The 22,970-nt window shown below is 72.1% G+C and carries 16 protein-coding genes; 13 read left to right on the forward strand and 3 right to left on the reverse strand.

The annotated features are described in order from the left end of the window. Window positions 1-69: 69 nt before the first annotated feature. Window positions 70-729, forward strand: coding sequence for a TetR/AcrR family transcriptional regulator C-terminal domain-containing protein (locus WJM95_RS20095; RefSeq protein ID WP_339131073.1), 660 nt, complete (start codon window positions 70-72; stop codon window positions 727-729). 28 nt (window positions 730-757) lie between these two features. On the opposite strand, the gene WJM95_RS20100 is transcribed toward WJM95_RS20095, so the two are convergent. The 3 genes from WJM95_RS20100 to WJM95_RS20110 form a co-directional block, all read right to left on the reverse strand. After that, entirely contained in the window at window positions 758-1,861 is a 1,104-nt protein-coding gene (locus WJM95_RS20100) for an acyltransferase (RefSeq protein WP_339135701.1), read from the reverse strand. Window positions 1,862-2,169: 308 nt separating this feature from the next. Next, a complete protein-coding gene (locus tag WJM95_RS20105; RefSeq protein ID WP_339131074.1) occupies window positions 2,170-3,504 on the reverse strand; it encodes an alpha-2,8-polysialyltransferase family protein in 1,335 nt (444 codons plus the stop codon). Next, window positions 3,501-4,481, reverse strand: coding sequence for a glycosyltransferase family 2 protein (locus WJM95_RS20110; RefSeq protein WP_339131075.1), 981 nt, complete (start codon window positions 4,479-4,481; stop codon window positions 3,501-3,503). The genes WJM95_RS20105 and WJM95_RS20110 overlap by 4 nt, the downstream gene beginning before the upstream one ends. A 198-nt stretch (window positions 4,482-4,679) precedes the next feature. On the opposite strand from WJM95_RS20110, the gene WJM95_RS20115 reads away from it, so the two are divergent. From WJM95_RS20115 to WJM95_RS20170, 12 genes are all read left to right on the forward strand, one after another. After that, on the forward strand, window positions 4,680-6,020 hold the full coding sequence (locus WJM95_RS20115) for a DUF6716 putative glycosyltransferase (protein ID WP_339131076.1): 1,341 nt from the start codon (window positions 4,680-4,682) through the stop codon (window positions 6,018-6,020). 76 nt (window positions 6,021-6,096) lie between these two features. Continuing rightward, the gene (locus WJM95_RS20120; protein WP_339131077.1) at window positions 6,097-7,467 is read left to right on the forward strand and encodes an N-acylneuraminate cytidylyltransferase; all 1,371 of its coding nucleotides are present in this window, start codon (window positions 6,097-6,099) and stop codon (window positions 7,465-7,467) included. 14 nt (window positions 7,468-7,481) lie between these two features. Beyond that, window positions 7,482-8,420 carry an N-acetylneuraminate synthase family protein gene (locus WJM95_RS20125; protein WP_339131078.1) on the forward strand — a complete coding sequence of 313 codons (939 nt, stop codon included), beginning with the start codon at window positions 7,482-7,484 and terminating at the stop codon, window positions 8,418-8,420. Between the two features lie 38 nt (window positions 8,421-8,458). Continuing rightward, the gene (locus WJM95_RS20130) at window positions 8,459-9,538 is read left to right on the forward strand and encodes a hypothetical protein (protein ID WP_339131079.1); all 1,080 of its coding nucleotides are present in this window, start codon (window positions 8,459-8,461) and stop codon (window positions 9,536-9,538) included. 261 nt (window positions 9,539-9,799) lie between these two features. After that, window positions 9,800-11,044: a phosphate ABC transporter permease subunit PstC gene (gene pstC, locus WJM95_RS20135; protein WP_339131080.1), complete on the forward strand. Its 1,245-nt coding sequence runs from the start codon at window positions 9,800-9,802 to the stop codon at window positions 11,042-11,044. A gap of 1 nt (window position 11,045) precedes the next feature. Next, the gene (gene pstA, locus WJM95_RS20140; protein ID WP_339131081.1) at window positions 11,046-12,329 is read left to right on the forward strand and encodes a phosphate ABC transporter permease PstA; all 1,284 of its coding nucleotides are present in this window, start codon (window positions 11,046-11,048) and stop codon (window positions 12,327-12,329) included. After that, the gene (locus WJM95_RS20145) at window positions 12,329-14,095 is read left to right on the forward strand and encodes a phosphate ABC transporter substrate-binding protein PstS (RefSeq protein WP_339131082.1); all 1,767 of its coding nucleotides are present in this window, start codon (window positions 12,329-12,331) and stop codon (window positions 14,093-14,095) included. Before pstA ends, WJM95_RS20145 begins: the two co-directional genes overlap by 1 nt. Next, entirely contained in the window at window positions 14,092-16,833 is a 2,742-nt protein-coding gene (locus WJM95_RS20150) for a hypothetical protein (protein ID WP_339131083.1), read from the forward strand. Before WJM95_RS20145 ends, WJM95_RS20150 begins: the two co-directional genes overlap by 4 nt. A 137-nt stretch (window positions 16,834-16,970) precedes the next feature. Beyond that, window positions 16,971-18,965, forward strand: a complete 1,995-nt coding sequence (locus tag WJM95_RS20155) for an Ig-like domain repeat protein (protein ID WP_339131084.1) — start codon at window positions 16,971-16,973, stop codon at window positions 18,963-18,965. A gap of 110 nt (window positions 18,966-19,075) precedes the next feature. Continuing rightward, a complete protein-coding gene (locus tag WJM95_RS20160) occupies window positions 19,076-19,984 on the forward strand; it encodes a sortase (RefSeq protein WP_339131085.1) in 909 nt (302 codons plus the stop codon). 444 nt (window positions 19,985-20,428) lie between these two features. Next, entirely contained in the window at window positions 20,429-21,178 is a 750-nt protein-coding gene (locus WJM95_RS20165; protein WP_339135703.1) for a phosphate ABC transporter ATP-binding protein, read from the forward strand. A gap of 382 nt (window positions 21,179-21,560) precedes the next feature. Then, window positions 21,561-22,784: a M20 family metallopeptidase gene (locus WJM95_RS20170; protein ID WP_339135705.1), complete on the forward strand. Its 1,224-nt coding sequence runs from the start codon at window positions 21,561-21,563 to the stop codon at window positions 22,782-22,784. Window positions 22,785-22,970 lie beyond the last annotated feature (186 nt).

Raw genomic sequence — 22,970 nt, forward strand, 5'->3', positions numbered from 1 at the left:
CGCCCCTCTCCTTAACGCTGTTAAGTTCCATGCCCCGAGCATGTCCTTAACGGCGTTAAACTGTCAAGGGTGGCTACCCAGAGAACTCAGCGGTCCCCCGGGCTGGACAAGAAGCAGGTCGTCGCGACCGCGCTGCGGCTCCTCAACGAGACGGGCCTCGACGGCCTCACCCTGCGCGCCATCGCCAAGGAGCTGAACGTCCAGGCGCCGGCGCTCTACTGGCACTTCAAGAACAAGCAGGAACTGCTCGACGAGATGGCCACGGAGATGTACCGGCGCATGGCCGACACCCCCGTGGCCGCTGAGGGCGACGGCTGGCGCGAGCGGCTGCTCGCCGCCAACCGCGGACTGCGCGCCGCCCTGCTGAGCTACCGCGACGGCGCCAAGGTCTTCAGCGGTTCACGCTTCACCGGCACCCTGCACGCCGTCGAGATGGAGCGGACGCTGACGGTCTTCACCCGGGCGGGGTTCACGCTGGCCCAGGCGGTCCGCGCGACCTCGACGGCGTACTTCTACACGCTCGGCTTCGTCACCGAGGAGCAGGGCGTCCAGCCGCTGCCGGGCGAGCGCCGCGAGGGGTACGACGTGGACGAACGCGCCCGCCGCATGGCCGACTTCCCGCTGACGGCCGCGGCGGGCGCGGAGATCTTCGACGACTACGAGCGGCACTTCGAGGAGGGGCTCGCCCTGATCGTCGCCGGCGTCGAGGCGCGCCACGGCGTCGGCTGAGCGGGCCGGAAGCCCGTTCCCCGGGCGGCTACCGGCGCGGCTTCGACAGCGCTGTACGCAGCTTCGGGGTGAGCCGGTTCTCGACGAGGCGGTTGAGCAGCCAGGCGAGCAGCAGCATCGTGGCGACGGTGGCCGGGAAGGTGCCGTAGGACGGGATGTGCAGGGTCCGGTGGTAGGCCTTGATGACGACCCAGCCCAGGTGTTCGTGGACCAGGTAGAACGGGTACGTCAGCGCGCCCGCGACCGTCAGCCAGCGCCAGTTCGCCCAGCGCAGCCAGCCGAGCGCGATCGCGGCGACGGCCACGTAGCCGAAGGTGACGACGAGGATGATGGCGGTGGCCGAACGGTTGGAGAAGAACTCCGGGTTCGGGGCGTGCCACAGGCGCTGGACGGCGTAGTGCTGGCCGATCAGCCAGCTCACGCCGACGATGCCCCAGGCGTACGCGTCACGGCGGTCGCGGTGGACGAGGTAGAGACCGACGCCGCCGATGAAGAACGGCGCGTACTCGGGCATCAGGACCAGGGTGAGCAGGGGCTCGTGGACGCCCTGCGCGACGGCCGCGGCCAGCGTCCAGCCGGCGCAGAACAGGATCACGCGCTGCCGGTTCGCCCCCGGCAGCACGATGCACAGCGCGAACAGGGCGTAGAAGCGGATCTCGGCCCACAGGGTCCAGCACACGCCCAGTACCCGGTCGACGCCCAGCGGCTGCTGGAGCATCGTGAGGTTGACCAGGGCGTCGCTCGGCGAGACCGCCTTGTACGCGACGACGGGCAGGGCGAACACGGCGGTCACGATGACGATGGCGGCCCAGTACGCGGGCAGCAGCCGTGAGGCGCGGGAGGCGAAGAAGGAGCGCAGCGGCCGGCCCCAGCCGCTCATGCTGATGACGAAGCCGCTGATCACGAAGAAGATCTGCACGCCCAGGCAGCCGTAGGCGAACAGGTGGTGCAGGGTGGGGAACTGATGTCTCGGGGAGCTGCCCCAGGCCTGGACGACCTCGCCGTCCCGGCCGCCGTAGTGGTATCCGGCCACCATCAGGGCCGCGACGAGCCGCAGTCCGTCGAGGGCGCGCAGCCGGTTCTCCCGGCGCACCACGGGCTTGGGGGCGGCGGACGTCTCGGCGGGTGGCAGGACGGTACGGACCACGGTGCCGGTCGACGTCCCGCGGGCCTCCTCGGGCGTGTCGATCACAAGGTTCCCCTCGATGGGACTCAGCTGGCCCACAGCACGTTAGTCCGATAGTCGGGGATGCTTACGGCCTGGCGGGGCCGGTTCCGCGTCCCGCCCACGGGAGTTCATCTGTGTGACGCTCCCGCGTTGACGACTCTTCCGAAGAGTGACAAATCGGACGCGGGAGCCGGTGGCGTGAAAGGGGCGGGGCCGGGTCGTGTCCGACCCGGCCCCGCCCCTGGTGTCCCGCGCGGGAAGCGCCCGCCGCCTCAGCGGCCCACCGCCCGCTTCAGCGAGCGCGCCCTGCGGGCGACCCGTCGCACGGTCGCGTTGCGCGGGATGAAGGCGAGCTGGGCCGGGACCGCCCCGGGCAGGGCCAGCGAGGTCAGACGCTTGCGCTTGAAGTAGCGCCAGGTGTCCTGGGTCAGCTGGTTCGTCAGATAGCTCTCGGCCGCCGGACGCAGGTCCGGGCAGATCTTCGGCTGCATCGCGTAGCCGACGGCTCTCAGGAGTCTCGTCAGGTCCGCCACGTCCATGCCGGGCCGCTGCGCGGTGACCGCGGCGCCGTCCGCCAGGTCGGGCACCAGCGCGTCGACGATGGTCACCGGGACGCGGTTGCTGTTCTCGTACGGGGTGAGACGGTCGAGCAGCGAGCCGGTGCCGACGCGGGCGACCGGCAGGCCGTACAGCGCCGACGCCGTGAACAGCGCCGTGGAGAAGCAGCCGACGACCAGAGCGGGACGCATCCGCTGGTAGAGCACCTCGGCCAGGACCGGGGTGTCGAGGACGGTGAGGTCCGCGCCGAGCTTCTCGGCCTCCTTCTCCAGCATCCGCGACCAGCGCGCCGGGGCCGAGGGGTGCGGCTTGAACACCACCCGGGTGTGCCCGAGCGCCAGGGCGCCCTTCAGCATCCGTACGTGGAGCTGCTCCTCCTCCTCGGCGGTGAGGATCTCCAGCGCCGAGAGGTACTGGCCGAGCAGCAGCGCGGGCTCCTCCACCGACGGCAGCTCGTCACCGGTGTCGACGAGTTCCGCGAGCACCTTCACGAACGCGTCCGTGGGCACGATCTCCGGCTCGACGCCGAACTCGGTGAGCAGCAGCGGCTTCAGACCGGGGACCAGGTCCAGATGGAGCAGCCGGGTCACCCGCGTGCCGACCAGCGGGTCGATCTTGTTGCGGGTGGGGCCGTAGCTCATCAGGCCGTCGGCGTACACCGTGACGGGCGCGCCCATGAAGATCTGGGAGACGCCGAGCGCCGGGTTGACCTGGATCGACTCCACGGCCAGTTCGACGTCGTCGTCGCCGAGGTTCCAGGCGAGCCGCAGATGCCGCTCCCACAGCGGGACGTCGTCGGGCCGCGGGGCCCAGCCGCCCGGGTGGAACGGGGAGATGGTCTCGTTCCACGAGATGACGTCGTCGAAGCGGCCGCGCAGCCGCTCGAAGCCGGGCATCTCGTCCACGCCGGGCGTCGTCTCGGGCGTCGCCGCGTTGTTGGAGACGAGCAGGATGCGCCGGTCCGCGGGCCCGAAGCTGTCGGTGTCGAGGGCCGCGGCGAGCGTGGCCGTCCCGTACAGCGTCGACGCCATGAAGATCTGGGTGGTCACGCGGCCACCCCCGCGGCGGGCGCGGGCCGTCGGCGCAGCCGGCGCAGCCGGGTGGCGCGCTGGACGTCCATCGAGTCGAGGGCCTCGTCGAGCACGCCCTGGGGCATGCGGCGCAGTGCGACGGCACTCATGGACTTCAGTTTCCGTGCCACTGCCGGCTCGAACCTTTCGATGGATCCCAGGTGATGGGAAATAATCGCGCAATACGTGCGCACGGCTTTGGGAAGGAGTTTCTCCGCGTCCCGGTCCTCGGCGGTTTCCGCCACGACCTGGTCGAACGCGCGAATGAAATCGAGTTGGCGCACGTCCCCGATCTGGGTGAGGGAGGAGGCGACACCACGCCGGTAGTACACGCCGAGCAGGCCCACCGTGGCGAACGATTCCGCCTCCCGGTGCAGCTTCCAGATCCACGGCCGGTCCTCGGCCGTGCGCAGCCCGTCGGTGAAGTGGAGCAGCCCCCGGTCGACCAGCCGGCGGTGGTAGATGCCCGCCCAGGCGTACGCGTAGTCGACGGAGGTGGAGCGGTCGGAGGGAAGGATGGCGTCGCGGGGACTCAGCACGACTCCGCGCCGGCCGTGCGGAACCCGGTGGATGGTCCGGGCCCGCGCGGTGCACTGGACATGGTCCGTGCGCACGAAGTCGCAGCCCAGGTCCTCGATGGAGGAGACGAGTTGTTCGTAGTAACCGGGGGCGAGCCAGTCGTCCCCGTCGAGGAACGTGAGGTACTCGCCACGCGCCGCGTCGATTCCGGTGTTGCGGGCGGTGGCCAGTCCTCCGTTCTTCTCGTGTCTGACATACACCGCACCCGGGAGCTCGCGCTCCGCGCGCGCGAGGATGTCCGGTGTCTCGTCGCGAGAGCAGTCGTCGACGAGAATGAATTCGAAATCCTGCCGTGCGTTCGCACGCAGGCTCTTCAGGGTGTCGGGCGCATATTGCTGCACGTTGTAGAACGGCACGATGACGGAGAGCTTGACCACGCCTGTGACGTTAGGGGCCGGCCCGGCATTCGTCTTTACCGTTGGTGAGATGCAAGGTGAACGACGCGTGGCGGTACCGTGAACCGCGCCGCTTTCTCAGCCGATCCCGGGCTGATTCCCCATTCGTCGACGCGCTGTTAACCGTTTGTTGTATTCGGGTTGGGCCGCTCCTCGAAATGGCTTCCTAGCGTCTAGGGCGTGCCAGCAAGTACCAAGAAGTCGCTGCGGGTTGCCGTCCTCGCGGATTCCGACACCAGGTGGAAATGGGGCTCGCTCACCGCGAACCGCATTTCCCCGGTTGAATCGGACATCCGCCTCGACGGATTCCTCCTGCGCGGCCGAGCCACCCCGACCCCCCGCCAGCTCGAAGAGGTCGGCGTCCGCGCGGACTCCCTCCGCGAGGTCACCGCCGTCGAGTTCCTGCGCGAGATGGGCCGGGAGGACCGCGTCTACGACGTGGTCGTCCTCGCCCTGGTCGGCGGTGCCGTCCAGGCGGTCCTGCACGGTCTCTCCCGTGCCTGGGCCGGACGGGCGAAGCGTCCCCTGGTCGTCACCGGCTACGTCGGCGTCGTCTACGAGAAGCTCGCCGACGGACTGCTCCTGCGGCACGGCGCGGACCTCGTCCTCGCCAACTCCCGCCAGGACGCGGACCGTTTCCGGGACGTGTACGAAGGGGTCGGCGCGGACGCCGGACCGGTGACCGAGGTCGCCCTGCCCTTCCTCGGCGGGAACGCCTACGCGGAGCACGACCCGTCCGCGGAGCAGGGGAGCAGGCCGTACACGGTCGTCTTCGCCGCCCAGCCCTCCGTACCCGAGAACCGCAGGGACCGTACGTACCTGCTGGACCGGCTCATCGGCCACGCGCGGCTGCACCCGGACCGCGAGGTCCTGCTCAAGCTGCGCTCCAAGCCGGGTGAACACACCACCCACATCGAGGAGCTGCCGTACCAGAAGCTGGTGCAGAAGGCGGACCCGCCGGCCAACTTCCGCCTGGTGTACGGGCACATGGGTGAGGTCCTGGACCGCACCGACCTGCTCGTCACCATCAGCTCCACCGCCGCCCTGGAGTCCCTGCACCGCCGTATCCCCACCGTCGTCCTGACCGACCTCGGGGTGCGCGAGGCGCTCGGCAACCACCACTTCGTGGGATCCGGCTGCCTCGCCTCCTGGGACCAGCTCGACGCGGGACACCGGCCGGAGCCCGACCCCCGGTGGGTGGCCCGGCAGGGCGTCGCGGCCGAGGGAGGCGCGTACGAGACCGCCTTCGACGCCGCGAGGGAGCGCATCACCGGACTGCTCGCCGCCGCTGAACTGCCGCCCCTCGCCCCCTACTACACCCCCGTCACCGCGCCCGGCTATCTGCCCGGCATCCTCGCCCGCCACCACCTCGGACCCGACGGCAGCCCGCTGCCCGGTGCCCCGGCGGCGGACCGGGAACCCAGCCCCGTACGGCAGTTCGTGCGCAAGGCCGCCCGCGGCGCCTACCGCCACGGCGTCCAGCGCGTGGCACCGGTGATCCGGCGGATGGGCGAACTGTGAGCGCCCCGGCAACGGGCCGACCGCGGCCCACCGCCCCCCACGCCTTCCTCGCCTCCCTCGTCAAGGAGAACAGCGCATGACCAACTCGGAAGCGGGCCAGGCCGCGCCGGTGCGCCGCGTACTCGCGGTGATCCCCGCGCGCGGCGGCTCCAAGGGCGTGCCCGCCAAGAACCTCCTGCCCGTCGGCGGTGTGCCGCTGGTGGCCCGCGCGGTGCGCGAGTGCCGCGCCGCCCGTCTGGTGACGGACGTCGTCGTCTCCACCGACGACCAGGCCATCGCCGCGGCGGCCCGCCAGGCCGGCGCCGAGGTCGTGCTGCGCCCCGCCGCCATCGCCGGCGACACCGCCACCTCCGAGGCCGCCGTCCTGCACGCCATGGACACCCACGAGGCGCTGCACGGCTCCCCGGTCGACGTGGTGCTGCTCGTCCAGTGCACGAGCCCGTTCATCATCCGCGAGGACGTGGACGGCGTCGTCGACGCGATCGTCGCCAACGGCGCGGACACGGCGCTGACCGTGGCCCCCTTCCACGGCTTCGTGTGGCGCGACGGCGACGACGAGCCCACCGCGGCGGTGGCCGCCGGGACCGCCGGCGCGACCGTCGACGGCCGCACCGGCGTCCTGGTCGCCGACACCGCCGCCGCCGGGACCGCCGGCGCGACCGTCGACGGCCGCACCGGCGTCCTGGTCGCCGACACCGCCACCACCGGCGGCTACGGCGTCAACCACGACAAGTCCTTCCGCCCGCGCCGCCAGGACCGCCCCCAGGACCTGCTGGAGACCGGAGCCGTCTACGCCATGGAGGCCGCCGGCTTCCGCGAGGCCAAGCACCGCTTCTTCGGCCGCACCGAACTCGTGCGCACCGACCCGGCCCGCGTGCTGGAGATCGACGACCCGCACGACCTCGCCCGCGCCCGGGCCCTCGCGCCGCTCTTCGACGCGAACAGGCCCGGCTCCCTCCCGACCGCCGAAGACATCGACGCGGTCGTCCTCGACTTCGACGGCACCCAGACCGACGACAGGGTGCTGATCGACTCCGACGGACGGGAGTTCGTCTCCGTGCACCGCGGGGACGGCCTCGGTATCGCCGCCCTCCGCAGGAGCGGACTGACGATGCTGATCCTGTCCACGGAACAGAACCCGGTCGTCGCCGCCCGGGCCCGGAAGCTCAAGATCCCGGTCCTGCACGGCATCGACCGGAAAGACCTCGCACTGAAGCAGTGGTGCGAGGAACAGGGCATCGCGCCCGAGCGCGTGCTCTACGTCGGCAACGACGTCAACGACCTCCCCTGCTTCGCCCTCGTGGGCTGGCCGGTGGCGGTCGCGAGCGCCCACGACGTCGTGCGCGGCGCCGCACGCGCGGTCACCACCGTCCCCGGTGGCGACGGCGCGATCCGAGAGATCGCCAGCTGGATCCTCGGCCCTTCTCTCGACTCCCTCGACAAGTAAGGAACTTCTCCACCATGAGCACCAACTCCCGTCTGCGCCAGTTCGGTTCGAAGACCGCCGGCCCCGGCCACCCCGTCTACGTCGTCGGCGAGATCGGCATCAACCACAACGGTGAGCTGGAGAACGCCTTCAAGCTCATCGACGCCGCCGCCGAGGCCGGCTGCGACGCCGTCAAGTTCCAGAAGCGCACCCCGGAGATCTGCACCCCGCGCGACCAGTGGGACATCGAGCGCGACACCCCCTGGGGCCGCATGACCTACATCGACTACCGCCACCGCGTGGAGTTCGGTGAGGACGAGTACCGCCAGATCGACGAGTACGCCAAGAGCAAGAACATCGACTGGTTCGCCTCCCCGTGGGACACCGAGGCCGTCGCCTTCCTGGAGAAGTTCGACGTCCCCGCCCACAAGGTGGCCTCCGCCTCGCTCACCGACGACGAGCTGCTGCGCGCCCTGCGCGCCACCGGCCGCACGGTCATCCTCTCCACCGGCATGTCGACGCCGAAGCAGATCCGTCACGCGGTCGAGGTCCTCGGCAGCGACAACATCCTGATGTGCCACGCCACGTCGACCTACCCGGCGCAGGCCGAGGAGCTCAACCTCCGCGTCATCAACACCCTCCAGGCCGAGTACCCGAACGTCCCGATCGGCTACTCCGGCCACGAGACCGGCCTTCAGACCACGCTCGCCGCGGTCGCCCTCGGCGCCACCTTCGTCGAGCGCCACATCACCCTCGACCGCGCGATGTGGGGCTCCGACCAGGCCGCCTCCGTCGAGCCGCAGGGCCTGACCCGCCTCGTCCGCGACATCCGCACCATCGAGGCCTCCCTCGGTGACGGCGTCAAGAAGGTCTACGAGTCCGAGCTCGGCCCGATGAAGAAGCTGCGCCGCGTCACGGGCGTCATCGCCGAGGCCGAGATCGCCGCGGCCGCGGGCGAGCCCGTCTCGGTCTGAACACCCTGAATTCCTTACGACGGGACGGTCGTACGTCGATGAGACCCCGCGCCGGTTCAGCCGGCTCCACCACTCTCGCCTTCGTCGAGAGCCCGGTACAGCTCCTGAACGTGCTGGAGTGGGCGCACATACACGCCCACGACGGCACGGCGCCCGACGCGGGGCTCACCCTCGTCGTCCTGTCCCCCAACGACCCGATGACCCGCGGCCAGCTCCGCCGGATGGCGGAACTGGCCCGCGACGAGGGCCACGCGGTCCGCTGGGAGGAGGCGCGCGGTGGCACCACGGCCCCCTTCCACACCATCGGGGGACTGGCTCCGCTGCTGCGCCGGGCCCGGCGGATCGTCATGGGGGACCCGTTCTCCCGCTATGTGCAGCTGCTGCTGACCATCACCAGGGCACGCGACCTGGTCGTGGTCGACGACGGAACGGCGACGATGGAGTTCGTCGCCCAGCTCGCCCGCGGTGAACGCCTGGTGCGCTGGCACCGGCGCGGTGGCCGCCCCGGCCCCCGGGACGTGCTCTTCGCTCCCGTGTCCGCCTCGGCCCGCCGCCGGCTGACGCCCAGTGACCGCCGCAGCGTCGAGGTCTTCTCCTCCATGCCGATCGAATCGGCACCGGACGGTGTCACCGTCACCGCCAACGACTTCTCCTGGACCCGGGACCGGTTCGGCCCGCCGCGCATCACCAAGAGCGCGGACATGGTCGGCACCTCGCTCGTCGAGACGGGCGTGGTCGACCCCGACCGCTACCTGGACGCGGTCCGCGCGCTCGCCAAGGCGCACGGAGCGACTCGCTACTTCGCGCACCGCCGCGAGAGCGTCGACAAACTGCACCGGCTGGCCGCCGAGACGGGCCTGGAGATCGTCCGTCCCGACCTGCCGCTCGAACTGATCGCCCGGCGCGGCCCGATCGGCCGGACGATCCTGAGCTTCCCCTCGACGGTCGTCCACACGCTGCCGCTGGCCCTGGCCGGCACCGAGGTGCGCGTCGCCGTCTGCGACATCGACCCCGCCTGGCTGACGGAGAACGCCTCACCGAGGGCCCAGGGCTTCCTGTCCGGCGTCACCGGGACCGCCCGGGACGTGCACCGTCTCTCGGCGGTGTCCACCATCTAGTTCGAGCCACAGGCAACTTCAGGCGTTCAGAGCCCGGCGTACCGCGCCGGGCTCTTCCGTTGGTCCATACCGCGATCTACGCGGATCATCAGGACCGCGCTCCGCCCGTCCTCCACGACGAACGCACCGAACAGTCGTGTGGTGTTCACCAGTCCTCCACAACACGCGCGTTGGGGCGACACGATCCGGCCATTGAATCGCAGCGCGCGGTACCGGCCGTCGGTCGCGCGGGGATTCCGTTTCCGGAATTGGGGGCAGCGCGTGGCGTCCGTGTCAGAGGAGTCCGACAGACCGGAGGCGGAGAGACCCGGGGCGGAGACGTCCGGGACCGCGAGACCGGCCCCCGGCAGTCCCGCGCCCGGCGGTTCCGCGCCCGGCGGTTCCGCGCCCGGCGACCGGGAGTCCGGCCGCCTCGGCTCCGACCGGCCCGAGTCCGGCGGACAGGAGCCCGGCGGCTCCGAGCCCGGCGGGGCGGACGCGGCGGGGCGGGGGAGCGGCACCGTCGTTCCCGGCCGGCCGGAGGCCCGGGCGCTCGTCGCCCGGCGGATCAACCCCGCCCGCGGTCTCGGCGACCGTGTCTTCCGGCTCCAGCTCACCGCCACCGGCGTCGCCGTCCTCGCCGGCATGGCGGGAGTCGGACTCTTCCTCCTCCTGCGGGCCGGCCAGGCCCTGCGCACCCGGGGCCTCTCCTTCCTGACCACCGCCGCATGGCAGCCGGACGTCCACAACTTCGGCATCGCGGCCGTCCTCACCGGCACGGTCCTGATCGCCTGCGTCGCGGTCGTGATCTCCGTACCGCTGGCCGTCGGGACCGCCCTGTTCATCTCCGACGTCGCCCCGCGCGGACTGCGCCGCACCCTGGTGACCATGGTCGACCTGATGGCGGCCGTCCCCTCGGTGGTCTACGGACTGTGGGGGCTTTTCTTCCTCCAGCAGCACGTGATCGGCCTGTCGCGCTGGCTGTCCGAATGGCTGGGCTGGATACCCCTGTTCACGGTGGACGGCACCCAGCCGGGCGAACCGCTCGCCTCCGAGAGCGTGTTCACCGCCTCCACCTTCGTCGCCGGAATCGTCGTCGCCCTGATGGTCGCGCCGATCCAGTGCTCGGTGATGCGCGAGGTCTTCTCCCAGGCCCCGGCCGGCGAACGCGAGGGCGCCTACGCGCTCGGCGCCACCCGCTGGGGCATGATCCGCTCGGTCGTCCTGCCGTACGGCAAGGGCGGGATCATCGGCGGCACCATGCTCGGGCTCGGCCGCGCGCTCGGCGAGACCATCGCGGTCTACCTGATCATCTCGCCGGTCTTCGTGATCCAGCCGCACATCCTCCAGACCGGCTCCAACTCGGTGTCCTCGCTGATCGCCCTGCACTACGGCGACGCCTCCGAGTTCGGCATGTCGGCGCTGATGGCCGCGGGCCTGGCGCTGTTCCTGCTCACCCTGGCGGTCAACTTCACCGCCTCCTCCGTGGTGGCCCGCAGCCGTTCCGGCGCGCAGAGCGAGGCATGAGATGACCGTCGTCCAAGAGACGTCCCTGTCCGCCGTACGGGACGCGGCACCCGCGCCCGCGGACACCGCCGTGGAGCACGCCCCGCCGCCACCGCGCCCGCGCCGCATCGGCGGGGTCACCCGCAACGGGGTGCTGTCCCTGTGCGGCGCCGCCGCCTCCGCGCTGTGCGTCACCGTCCTGCTCTTCGGCCAACTCGCCCCGTTCTCGGGCGCGCTGGGCTTCACCGTCACCGCGTATCTCGTGTTCCTCGCGGTCTACGCGGTGCTGACCGGGCTCGACGAGGACGGCCAGGCCGTACGGGACCGGGTCATGACCGTGGTGCTGTGGACGGCGGCCACGCTGCTGTTCTCCGGGCTCGTCATGGTCGTCGGCTTCACCGGCTGGCGCGGCCGCGAGGCACTGCCGCACGCCAACTTCTTCACCCAGGACATGCAGGCCGCGGGCCCCCTCGACCCGCTCACCCACGGCGGCATCGCCCACGCGATGCTCGGCACCCTCACGATGATCACCATCGCGCTCGCGATCACCGTGCCCCTGGGTCTCGCCTGCGCCGTCTACCTGAACCAGATCCCGGGCCGGTTCTCCCGGTTCGTCCGCACCATCGTCGAGGCGATGACCGCGCTGCCCTCGATCGTCGCCGGCCTGATGGTGTACGCCACCTGGATCCTCGGCCTCGGCATGCAGAAGTCGGGCCTCGCGGCCGGCTTCGCGATCAGCGTCATGATGCTGCCGATCGTGATCCGCGCCTCCGACGTGGTGCTGCGCCTGGTGCCCGGCAACCTCACCGAGGCGGCGGAGGCGCTCGGCGCCCCGCGCTGGCGCACGGTGTGGCACGTCGTGCTGCCCACCGCCCGCTCCGGCCTCGCCACCGCCGTCATCCTGGGCACCGCCCGCGGGATCGGCGAGACCTCGCCCGTCCTGCTCACCGCGGGCTTCACGGCCGCGCTCAACACGGACGCGACCAGCGGGCCGATGGTCTCGCTGCCGCTCGCGGTCTTCAACTTCGTCAAGTCGCCCGAGCCCACGATGATCGCCCGCGGCTTCGGCGCCGCCGCCGTCCTGATGGCCCTCGTCCTGGTGCTGTTCGTGATCGCCCGCGTCATCGGCGGGCGCGGCCCCGGTCACCAGACCAGGCGCCAGGCCCGCCGCACCGCCCGCGCCTCCCGGGCCGACGTGCAGCGCTTCGAGGACCTGCGCGCGCCGGGCCTGTCCCTGTTCGACACCCCCGGGGAAAACCCCGCGGGCACCGCCCCGTCCGCCCCCGCCACCGGAGAGACCGACTGATGCGCAGCCACCTCCACACCGCCCTCGGGCGCCTGCGGGCGCTCGGGACGCTCGGCGCGCTGCTCGGCGTGATCGCCGGGCTGCTGGCCGGTCCGCTGGCGGCCCCCGCCGCGGCAGAGAGCTACACGCCGATATCCGGCGCCGGTTCCACCTGGGCCGAGAACGCCGTCGACGAATGGCGGCGCGCCGTCAACCAGTACGGCATGCGGATCAGCTACGCCGGCACCGGATCGTCCGACGGCCGCCGCCAGTTCCTCAGCGGAACCGTCGACTTCGCCGTCTCGGACATCCCGTTCCAGACGCACCCGACCGACGGCTCGGCCGCCGAGCGGCCCGCGTCCGGGTCGTACGCCTACATGCCGATCGTGGCCGGCGGCACCGTCTTCATGTACCACCTGACCGTCAACGGCAAGCGGCTCACCAACCTGCGCCTGTCGGGCGACGTGGTCACCAAGATCTTCACCGGTGCCGTCAAGACCTGGGACGACCCGGTCATCAAGGCCGACAACCCGGGCGTCCAGCTTCCGCACCGCACGATCGTCCCCGTCGTACGCTCCGACGGCTCGGGCTCCACGGCCCAGTTCACGATGTGGATGGCCAACCAGCACAAGTCGCTGTGGCAGGCCTACTGCGCCAGGGTCGGCCGCTCCGGGGCCTGCGGGCAGACCTCGTACTACCCGACCGTCTCCGGCATGATCGCCCAGTCCGGCGACCTCGGCGTCGCGGGGTACGTCGCCCAGAACTACGGCGAGGGCGCGATCGGGTACGTCAACTACTCGTACGCCCTGAACGCGCACTATCCGGTCGCCAAGGTCCTCAACCACGCGGGCTACTACACCGAGCCGACCCCGCAGAACGTCGCGGTCTCGCTGCTCAAGGCGCAGATCAACAACGACCGGAACTCCGCCGACTACCTCACGCAGAAGCTCGACGGCGTCTACAACGACTCCGACAAGCGCAACTACCCGCTGTCCAGCTACTCGTACATGATCCTGCCCCTGAAGGTGCAGGGCACCTTCACCAAGGCCAAGGGCAAGACGCTCGGCGCGTTCTCGTACTACTTCATGTGCCAGGGCCAGCAACAGGCGCCCTCGCTCGGCTACTCGCCGCTGCCGATCAACCTGGTGAAGGCGGGCTTCGACCAGATCCGCCGCATCCCGGGCGTCCAGGCCCAGAGCATCAACATCAGGGGCTGCAACAACCCGACCTTCTCCAGCGACGGGCACAACAAGCTCGCCGAGACCGCCCCCTACCCGGCCGCCTGCGACAAGAAGGGCGCCCCGCCCTGCACCACAGGCAGCGGCGGCGCCAAGGCGGGCGGAAGCTCGGGCGGTTCGGGCTCCACGGGCGGCAGCGGCGGCTCCGCCTCGGGCGGCAGCACCGGCGGCGGCTCCGACGGCGGTACCTCCGGCGGGAGTTCGGGCAGCGGCGGCACCGCCGCGGGAGGCGGGACCGGCGGCAGCTCCGCACCCGTCGTCGACCCGGACACCGGCCAGACGCTCTCGCCCGGCTCGGGCGGCGGCTCGGGAACGGGTGCCTCCGGCGGCAGCGGCGGCGGCAACGGGGGAAGCGGAGCGGCGGCCGACACCATCGCGCTCGCCCAGCCGGTCGCCGTGTCCGGCAGCCAGGGCTGGACCACCACCCAGACGCTCATGCTGATCGCCGCCTTCCTGGTGCTCGGCCTGGTCCTGCTGCCCTCCGTGGTCTCCCGGGTGATCACAGGACGCGGCGCGGGCAAGGACACCGGAGAGGGGCAGCGCCGATGAACCCCCGCAGCACGGGAACGGGCACCGCGAGACCGCGCACCGCGGGATCCCGCGTCGCCGGCGTACGGCGGCTGCTCCTGCGTCTGGTCGCCGGAACCGCCGTCGGCGCCCTCGCCGGACTCGGCGTGGCCCAGGCGGCCGCCCCGGCCGCCGCGACCGGCACCGCGGCCGCCGGCTCCTCGGCCGTCACCGTCTCCGGACGCGGCGAGTTCAAGGACATGCGGTTCACCGTCGACCGGACGGCCCACCTGACCAGCCAGGCCGTCACGGTCTCCTGGTCGGGCGGCACCCCGACCACCTTCGCCGGCACGGCGTTCAACACGGACTTCGTGCAGATCATGCAGTGCTGGGGCGACGACGACGGCACCGTCCCCGCCAACCCGGGCCCCGCGCGCACCCAGTGCCAGTACGGGGCCTCCCCGACCACCGACCGGGGCAGCTGGCCCGGCAACGACTACGACGACACCCGCAAGGTGTTCTACAACGCCGACCCCACCAACTACGGCCAGGACAACCGGTACGGCGCGGCCAACCCCAACGCCCCCGGCGAGGTGCCCTTCAAGTCCGTCGACGGCACCGTCATCACCTCGGGCACCCAGAACAACGCCTTCTTCAACCGCAACACCACCAACGAGGTCGACTTCGCCCGCACCGGCGCCGACGGCACCGGCAAGGAGTACTTCGAGGTCCAGACCGCCAACGAGGCCCCGCACCTGGGCTGCGGAGTGCCGGTCACCGTCAACGGGGGGACCAGGCCCCGCTCGTGCTGGCTGGTCATCGTCCCGCAGGGCCATCTCGACCTGGACGGGAACCCGTACGCCGACCACAGCCAGGTCAACGCCGGATCCCCCGTCTCCTCCACGAACTGGAAGAACCGGGTCGCGATCCCGCTCGGCTTCAACTCGGTCGGCACCAACTGCGCGCTCGGCGCCAAGGAGCGCGCCACCACCGGCAGCGAGCTCGCCGCCGACGCCATGACCAGCTGGCAGGCGGCCCTGTGCCCGACCGGCACGGTCTACGGCTACACCGAGCTCGGCGAACCCGACACCCGCGCCCGGCTCATCAACGACGGTTCCTCCGGGCTCGCGTTCACCACCCGCGCCCTCGGCGCCGACGCGGGCACCACGGCACCCTCCGACCCGACGGTGTACGCGCCCGTGGCACTCTCCGGAACCGTCATCGGCTTCACCGTCGAACGCAGACCCAAGGCGGGAGCGCCGGACTCCGTCCGCCGACTCGCGGGCACCAAGGTCGAGTCCGTCGACCTCACCCCGCGCCTGGTCGCCAAACTGCTCACCGAGTCCTATCGCAACTCGCCCTGGGGAGCCGTCCTCGGCGACTCGGCCGCCACCGGCTACGACTGGGCGAAGAACAATCCGGCCGGCCTGGCGAGCGACCCCGAATTCATCTCCCTGAACCCCGAGTTCGCGGACCTCTCGGTCTCCGAGACCCCGTCCACCGACACCGACCTGATCACCTCGCTCGGGCACAGCGACTCCGCCCGCGCCCTGTGGCAGTGGATCCTCGCCGACAAGGACGCCCGCGGCTTCCTCGCCGGTGACGTCGACGACTGGGGCGCCAAGGTCAACCCGTACTACAGCACCACCGCGTCCCGTAACCCGACCGGTGTCGCCTTCGACCCCGCGCACTCCGACGACTATCCCAAGAGCGACCCCTGGTGCACGATCCCGCCGGGCACCGACGCCACCGTCAAGCAGTGCATGACCGACTTCCATCCCTACGTCGAGGACATGCACTCCGGCGCCCTGCACACCCGGCGTGCCGACACGCTCTGGAAGTCCAGCTGGGACGCGCTCGCCAACCCGCCGGCCTTCAAGAGCCCCGGCCCCCAGACGGTCGGCTCCCGGTTCGTGATCACCGTCACCGACGCGGCCTCCGCCGCGCGCTACGGCCTTCAGACCGCCCGCCTGCGCAACACCGCGGGCACGTTCGTCGGCCCCGCCGCTGGCTCCCTGACCGCGGCGGCCTCCGGCGCCACCGGCACCGGAGCCCCCGAGATCACCCCGGCCACGGCCGACGCGGAAGGCGCCTACCCGCTCGCCCAGCTGGTGTACGCCGCCGTCCGTCCGGGCCAGATCGACAAGACGGCCCGCAAGGACTACGCGACCCTGCTGCGGTACGCCGCCGGTGACGGCCAGACCAGCGGCGCCGACCCGGGCCTGCTCCCGGCCGGTTACGCCCCGCTCCCCGCGGCCCTGCGCACCAAGGCGACCACCGCCGCCGACGCCCTCGTCCACTACACGGGACCCGGCCCCACGCCCACCGGCGGCTCGGGTTCCGCCGGCGGATCGTCGGGCGGCGGCTCCACGGGCGGAGGCTCCGACAGCTCCGGCGGAGGATCGGGCGGCGGCGGCACTGGCGGTTCGACGGGCGGCGGCGACGGCGGCTCCACGGGCGCCGGCAGCGGCGGTGGCGGTGCCACTCCCGGTGCCACCGCGAGCGCGAAGCCGAGCGCCGCACCCTCCTACGACGGCGGCCAGGCCCTTCAGACCACCGCGCTGGGCACCACGCCCGACGATCCGTCCAACTCCCTGCGGTACGCCGTCCCGGTCGGAGCCGCGCTCGGCGCGTTCGCCGGCATCGGGGCGCCGTTCGCCGGCGGCGGCAGGCTCCGGTTTCCGCTGCGCGTCCCGCTGCCCGGCGGCCGGGCGGTGACCGTGCCCGCCCTCACCCTGCCCGAGTGGCTGCGCAGGCGGCTGCCCTCCGGCCGGAACTGAACCGACCGGAGCGCGGGCCCGCCGGGCCCCGCTCCCCACAGACGGCCGCCCGCCCCGAAAGGCAGTCGGGGCGGACGGCCCGTACCACCCTGCCAGATCCACCCGACGTCATCTCGCACACCCTCTGGAGACTCTCAATGCGCACGACGCGCCTTTCGGCGGCCATGGTCGCCGCCGCCGTGGTGTCCGGCACGCTGGCTCTGGCGAGCCCGGCGTCCGCCGACCCCACCCCCGCCGGCACGTTCCGCAAGCTGGTCGGCGTGGGTTCGGACACCACCCAGGACGTGCTCAACGCCCTCGCCGGCGACACGGTCAACGGCAACGCCTACACGGCCACCGCCGTGAAGTCGGCCGACGGCGCGGGCATCGCCTCCTACGACGCGATCGAGCCCGTCACCGGCTCCACCACGTCGAACATCCAGACCCGTACGGGCGGCCCGTCCTTCCTGCGCCCCAACGGCTCCGGCAAGGGCCGCCTCGCCCTGAGCATGGCGCTCACCGGCGACAAGTTCCCCGACAGCTCGGGCGTCTCCATCAAGGGCCAGGTCGACTTCGCCCGCTCCTCAAGCGGCCCGAGCTCCTCGGGAACCGCCTTCACCTACATCCCGTTCGCACGGGACGCGGTCGGCGTCGCGGTCCGCGGCTCGGCCCTGGGCACGCTGACCGTGGACCAGCTGCACGACATCTACTCGGGCACGCTGACCGTGGTGAACGGCCAGACCGTGCACCCGAAGATCCCGCAGAGCGGCTCCGGCACCCGCAAGTTCTTCCTCGGCGCCATCGGTCTCACCGACGCCACGCTCTCCCCGACCGTCGCGACCGTCCAGGAGAACCAGGCCAACGGCGCCGTCGACGCGGACGGCGCGCTCGTCCCGTTCTCGGTGGGCAGCTGGATCGCCCAGAACAACGGCATCGCCCCGGACTTCAGCACCACCGCGGCCGCCGCCGGCGCCCACCTGGCCGCCGTGCAGCTGCCCGGGGACACCGGCGCCACCACGCCGGTCGCCACCGTGAACGGCAAGCTCGCCCCGGTCGGCGCCTACTACGAGAACGCCACCTTCGGCCGCGACGTCTACAACGTCGTCCCGAGCCGGGCGATCGACCCGACCAGCGTCTTCTTCGACAAGGACCTCTACGACGTCTTCGTCACCAGCGGCACCCACGAGGCGGCTCTCGCCTCCGACGCCGCCGAGGGCGTCATCGCCAAGTTCGGCTTCGTGAACGAGTCCTACAACGGCTCGGTCAACCTTGCCAAGCACGCCAAGCTCGGCGGCCTGGAGGAGTCGGGCGTCGACGCCTCCACGCCGGCCGCGCCCACTCTGAGCGGCACCCGCGGCGACGGCAGCGTCAAGCTCGGCTGGACCGCCCCGGCCGCCACCGCCCTCCCGGTCACCGACTACCGCGTGACCCTGACCGGTTCGGACGGCGCCGTCGTGGCCGTCAAGGACCTCCCGGCCACCACCACCTCGTACACCTTCAGCGGTCTGGCCCTCGGCCACTACACGGCCACGGTCTCCGCCGCCAACCTCAACGGCACCGGTACCGCCGCCTCCTGGACCGGCGACATCAAGTACACGACCACCCTGAAGGCGACCACCGCGACGACCGCGTACGGCAAGACGCCGAAGGTCGCCGTCGCGGTCACCGGCACGCACGGTGTCGTCCCGACCGGCACGGTCACCGTGAAGGAGGGCACCACCACCCTCGGCACCGGCACCCTGGACAGCACCGGCAAGGTCTCCGTCAGCCTGTCCAGCCACCTCAAGGTCGCCACGCACGCCCTCACGGTGTCGTACGCGGGCAACGGCAAGCTCCTGACGTCCAACGGCACCACGTCGCTGACCGTCTCGAAGGCGTCCGCGACCGTCTCCACCACGGCGCCCGCCTCGATCAGCCACCTCTCGCAGGCCAAGGTCACCGTCAAGGTCACCGCGACCGGCACCACGCCGACCGGCACGGTCCGCATCTACGAGGGCTCGCGCGTCATCGCCACCGGCACCCTGAGCGGCGGCAAGGTCACCGTCAAGCTGCCGAAGCTGTCCCGCGGCACGCACACCCTGCACGCCTGGTACGTCGGCTCCACCACGGTGAGCTCGAAGAACGGCGCCAACTTCAAGATCAAGTCCACCTGATCCGCGGTCACTCCGACCACCCTCTCGCCGGGGGCGTCCCCGGACGCCCCCGGCGAGGCCCCCGATCCGCCCCACCCGTTCCATGAGTTGAGTGAAGGAGACGTGCCGCCGTGACGGTCGCCGTACAGACCACGCTCGCAACACCCTTGCCGCGGCCGGGTGTTCGCAGCGTCACCGCCGTCCGGCATCTCGCCCGCGGCGGACTCCTCACCCTCGCGGCCCTGCTGCTCGGCCTCACCGCGCAGCTGCTGTTCCTCAGCGGCTTCCAGGAACGGGCGGCCCAGCACGCCGCGTACGACTCCCTGCGCGCCCAACTCGCCCTCGGCACCGCCCCGGTGGCACAGACCGACCAGGAGGGCGCCCTGCTCGCCCCCGGTACCCCGGTGGCGGTCCTCGACATCCCCGCCCTCCACGTCCGCCAGGTGGTCCTGGAGGGCACCGACTCCGGGGTGATGACCGACGGCCCCGGCCACCGCCGGGACACCCCGATGCCGGGGCAGGCGGGCACCAGCGTGCTCATGGGCCGCGCCGCCGCGTACGGCGGTCCCTTCGAGCGCCTCGGCGACCTCGCCGCCGGCGACACGTTCAGTGTGACCACCGGCCAGGGCAGGGCGAAGTACCGGGTCTTCGGCATCCGGCGCGCCGGTGACCCCGCACCCGCCCCGCTCGACCCGGGCAAGGGCCGCATCGTCCTCCTGACGGCCACCGGAGCGGACTTCATGCCCGGCGGGGTGCTCCGGGTCGACGCCGAGCTGGTCTCGGCGCCGGCGCAGACCCCGGCCGCGGTCATCCGCTCCGGCACGCTCCCCGGGTCCGAGCAGCCGCTGGCGCGGCCCGGCGGCATGCCGTGGCCGCTGGTGATGTGGCTCCAGGCGCTGGTGGCCGTGGCGGTCGGCGCGGTGTGGGCCTGGCACCGCTGGGGCCGCCACCAGACCTGGATCGTCTTCGCCCCGGTCGTCGCGGTCCTCGGCCTCCAGGTCGCGACCCGCGCCACGGAACTCCTCCCGAACCTGACCTGACCAGACCAGACCAGACCGGACCAGACCAGACCGGACCAGACCGGGCCTGACCGGGCCGGCCAGACCGGCCCGGACCTGACCTCCGGTCCGTGCCGCGGGCCCCGTGAGCCCGCCCGGTCCCCGTGAGCCCGCCCGGTCCCCGTCACCCCGCCGGGCCCGGCCGACCGCCCGGTCGCCGCGTGGCCCGACCCGATCCGATCCGATCCACCCCGACCCCGTCATGAGGTGCCCGACGTGACCGATGCGACCGCCGCGCGTGACAGCGCCGCGACCGAGACCGCCCCGACCGAAAGCGTTCCGGCCGGGACCGGCCGCGCGCCCACCGCCACCGCCCTCATCGACCCGAAGGCCGCCGCCGACACCGCCGTCCTGCCGCCCGTCCCGTCGGACGGGACGTTCAGGGCCCGGCAGGGCGCGGGCCCCGCGGAGCTCGACGCGCGCGAGGTGTCGGCCTGGTTCGGCAGCCACCTGGTGCTGGAGCGCGTCTCCCTCACCATGCCCGCCGGACAGGTCACCTCCCTGATCGGCCCCTCCGGCTGCGGCAAGTCGACCTTCCTGCGCACCCTCAACCGGATGCACGAGCTGATCCCCTCCGCCCAGATGGCCGGCGAGGTGCTCTTCGACGGCGAGGACATCTACGCCCCCGAGCGGCGGCTGACCGAGGCACGGCGCCGGATCGGCATGGTCTTCCAGAAGCCGAACCCGTTCCCGGCCATGTCGATCTACGACAACGTGGTCGCGGGCCTGCGTCTGACCGGCACGCGTGCCGGCCGCCGGGAGAAGGACGAGCTGGTCGAGGAGAGTCTGACCAGGGCCGGCCTGTGGAAGGAGGTCAGAGACCGGCTGCGGCAGCCCGGCGGCGCGCTCTCCGGAGGCCAGCAGCAGCGGCTGTGCATCGCCCGCGCCCTCGCCGTACGGCCCCGGGTGCTCCTGATGGACGAACCGTGCTCGGCGCTCGACCCGACCTCCACCCGCCGCGTCGAGGAGACCATCCACGAGCTCGCCGGCCAGGTGACCGTCGTCATCGTCACCCACAACATGCAGCAGGCGGCCCGCGTCTCCCACCAGTGCGCCTTCTTCCTCGCCGAGCAGGGCACCCCGGGCGGAATCGTCGAGCACGGCGCCACCACCGACATCTTCGGCACTCCCAGGGACCCGCGCACGGCGGACTACGTGGCGGGCCGCTTCGGCTGAGCCGCACCCACCGATGCCGATGCCGATGCCGCGGCCCGGGCCTTCGCGTCACCGAGCGTGACACCGGAGGCCGGACCCGGTGACCGTTCCGGGAGCGGGGCGCGTCGGTGTGAGACCGTGGAGACACGAAGGGGAATGGGCCCGGGCCCGCCGGGCGTTCCCCGGTGCACAGCGGCGGACGCCACCCGCCGCCCCGGATCACGGCCGGTCACCCGCGTCCGTTCAAGATCCAAACGCCCGGAGAGTCGGGCGAGTTTACCCATCCGCACAGCCGACCATGCGCCGCACGGCCAGATTTTCTTCCCCTAACGGGCTGAACTTTTGTTGATCGTGGGTTAGTTGGCCGCCCGATCGTCCTACCCTTCAAAGGGTGAACCAACTGATGTCCCGAGAGTCCGAGGCCGATCTCCCCGGGGAGCCGCTGCTCCCGGGCGCGCTGCCCGAGGCACTGCGCGCCGAACTCGTCGCGTTCCGCCGCGACTTGCACATGCACCCGGAGCTCGGCAACCAGGAGTTCCGTACCACCGCGGCCATCAAGGCGCGCCTGGAGCAGGCGGGCCTCGAACCGCGGGTCCTCTCCATCGGTACGGGTCTCATCTGTGACATCGGGGACGCGGACGACGTACGCCCCATGCTGGCGCTGCGCGCCGACATCGACGCGCTGCCCATCCCGGACACGAAGAGTGACTGCGCCTACCGCTCGACCGTGCCCGACCGCGCCCACGCCTGCGGTCACGACATCCACACGACGGTCGTGCTCGGCGCCGGTCTCGTCCTCGCCGCCCTGCACGAGCAGGGCCTGCTGCCCCGGCGGGTCCGGCTGATCTTCCAGCCCGCGGAGGAGGTCCTGCCGGGCGGCGCGCCGGACGCGATCGAGTCCGGCGTGCTCGAAGGGGTCGGGCGGATCGTCGGCGTCCACTGCGACCCGCGGGTCGACGCGGGGCGCATCGGACTGCGGCACGGCGCCATCACCTCGGCCTGCGACCGTCTTGAGGTGGCACTCGACGGCGCGGGCGGCCACACCGCGCGCCCGCATCTCACCACCGACCTCGTCACCGCCGCCGCGCGGGTCGTCACCGACGTGCCGGCGCTCGTCGCCCGGCGGGTGGACGCCCGCAGCGGACTCGCGGTGACCTGGGGCCGCATCGAGTCGGGGCACGCCTGCAACGTGATCCCGCAGCACGCCGAGCTGTCGGGGACGATCCGCTGCCTGGACCTCGACGCCTGGCGGGCCGCGCCCGACCTCGTCCACGCGGCCATCGACGAGATCGCGAACCTCTACCGCGCCAAGTCCGAGATCAACTACATCCGGGGCGTTCCGCCCGTCGTCAACGACCCGGCCGTCACCGAGCTGCTCCGCGAGGCGATGACGGCCCGGCGCGGCGCGCACTCCATCGAGGACACCGAGCAGAGCCTGGGCGGCGAGGACTTCTCCTGGTACCTGGAGCACGTGCCCGGTGCCATGGCCCGGCTCGGCGTGCGCCGCCCCGGCGACCGCACCACCCGCGACCTGCACCGCGGCGACTTCGACGCCGACGAGCACGCGATCACGGTCGGCGTGGAGATGTTCACCGCCGCCGCCCTCCTGGCGCAGGACACTCCCTAGCTCCTGTCCGACCCGGCGCCCAGGGCCCACCGGAACCCCTGGGCGCGATCGGGTGAACTCCGGTCGCGCCCCTCGACCCCCCGCAGTAGCGTGGTCGGCAGTTCTTCGACAACTGTCACTCCGTGGAGCAGGGTCCATCCGCTCCGTCACGACGGTTCCGTTTCCCGGGACCGGCGCGTGGCGGCG

The organism is Streptomyces sp. f51, from assembly GCF_037940415.1.
In the GTDB taxonomy this organism is placed as follows: domain Bacteria; phylum Actinomycetota; class Actinomycetes; order Streptomycetales; family Streptomycetaceae; genus Streptomyces.

Bases quoted from the DNA above. Each gene is read 5' to 3' on its own strand.
- pstA (WP_339131081.1), top strand. From the start codon at position 11,046: ATGACCGTCGTCCAAGAGACGTCCCTGTCCGCCGTACGGGACGCGGCA.
- WJM95_RS20130 (WP_339131079.1), top strand. From the start codon at position 8,459: ATGAGACCCCGCGCCGGTTCAGCCGGCTCCACCACTCTCGCCTTCGTC.
- WJM95_RS20145 (WP_339131082.1), top strand. From the start codon at position 12,329: ATGCGCAGCCACCTCCACACCGCCCTCGGGCGCCTGCGGGCGCTCGGG.
- WJM95_RS20170 (WP_339135705.1), top strand. From the start codon at position 21,561: ATGTCCCGAGAGTCCGAGGCCGATCTCCCCGGGGAGCCGCTGCTCCCG.
- WJM95_RS20155 (WP_339131084.1), top strand. From the start codon at position 16,971: ATGCGCACGACGCGCCTTTCGGCGGCCATGGTCGCCGCCGCCGTGGTG.
- WJM95_RS20125 (WP_339131078.1), top strand. From the start codon at position 7,482: ATGAGCACCAACTCCCGTCTGCGCCAGTTCGGTTCGAAGACCGCCGGC.
- WJM95_RS20150 (WP_339131083.1), top strand. From the start codon at position 14,092: ATGAACCCCCGCAGCACGGGAACGGGCACCGCGAGACCGCGCACCGCG.
- WJM95_RS20120 (WP_339131077.1), top strand. From the start codon at position 6,097: ATGACCAACTCGGAAGCGGGCCAGGCCGCGCCGGTGCGCCGCGTACTC.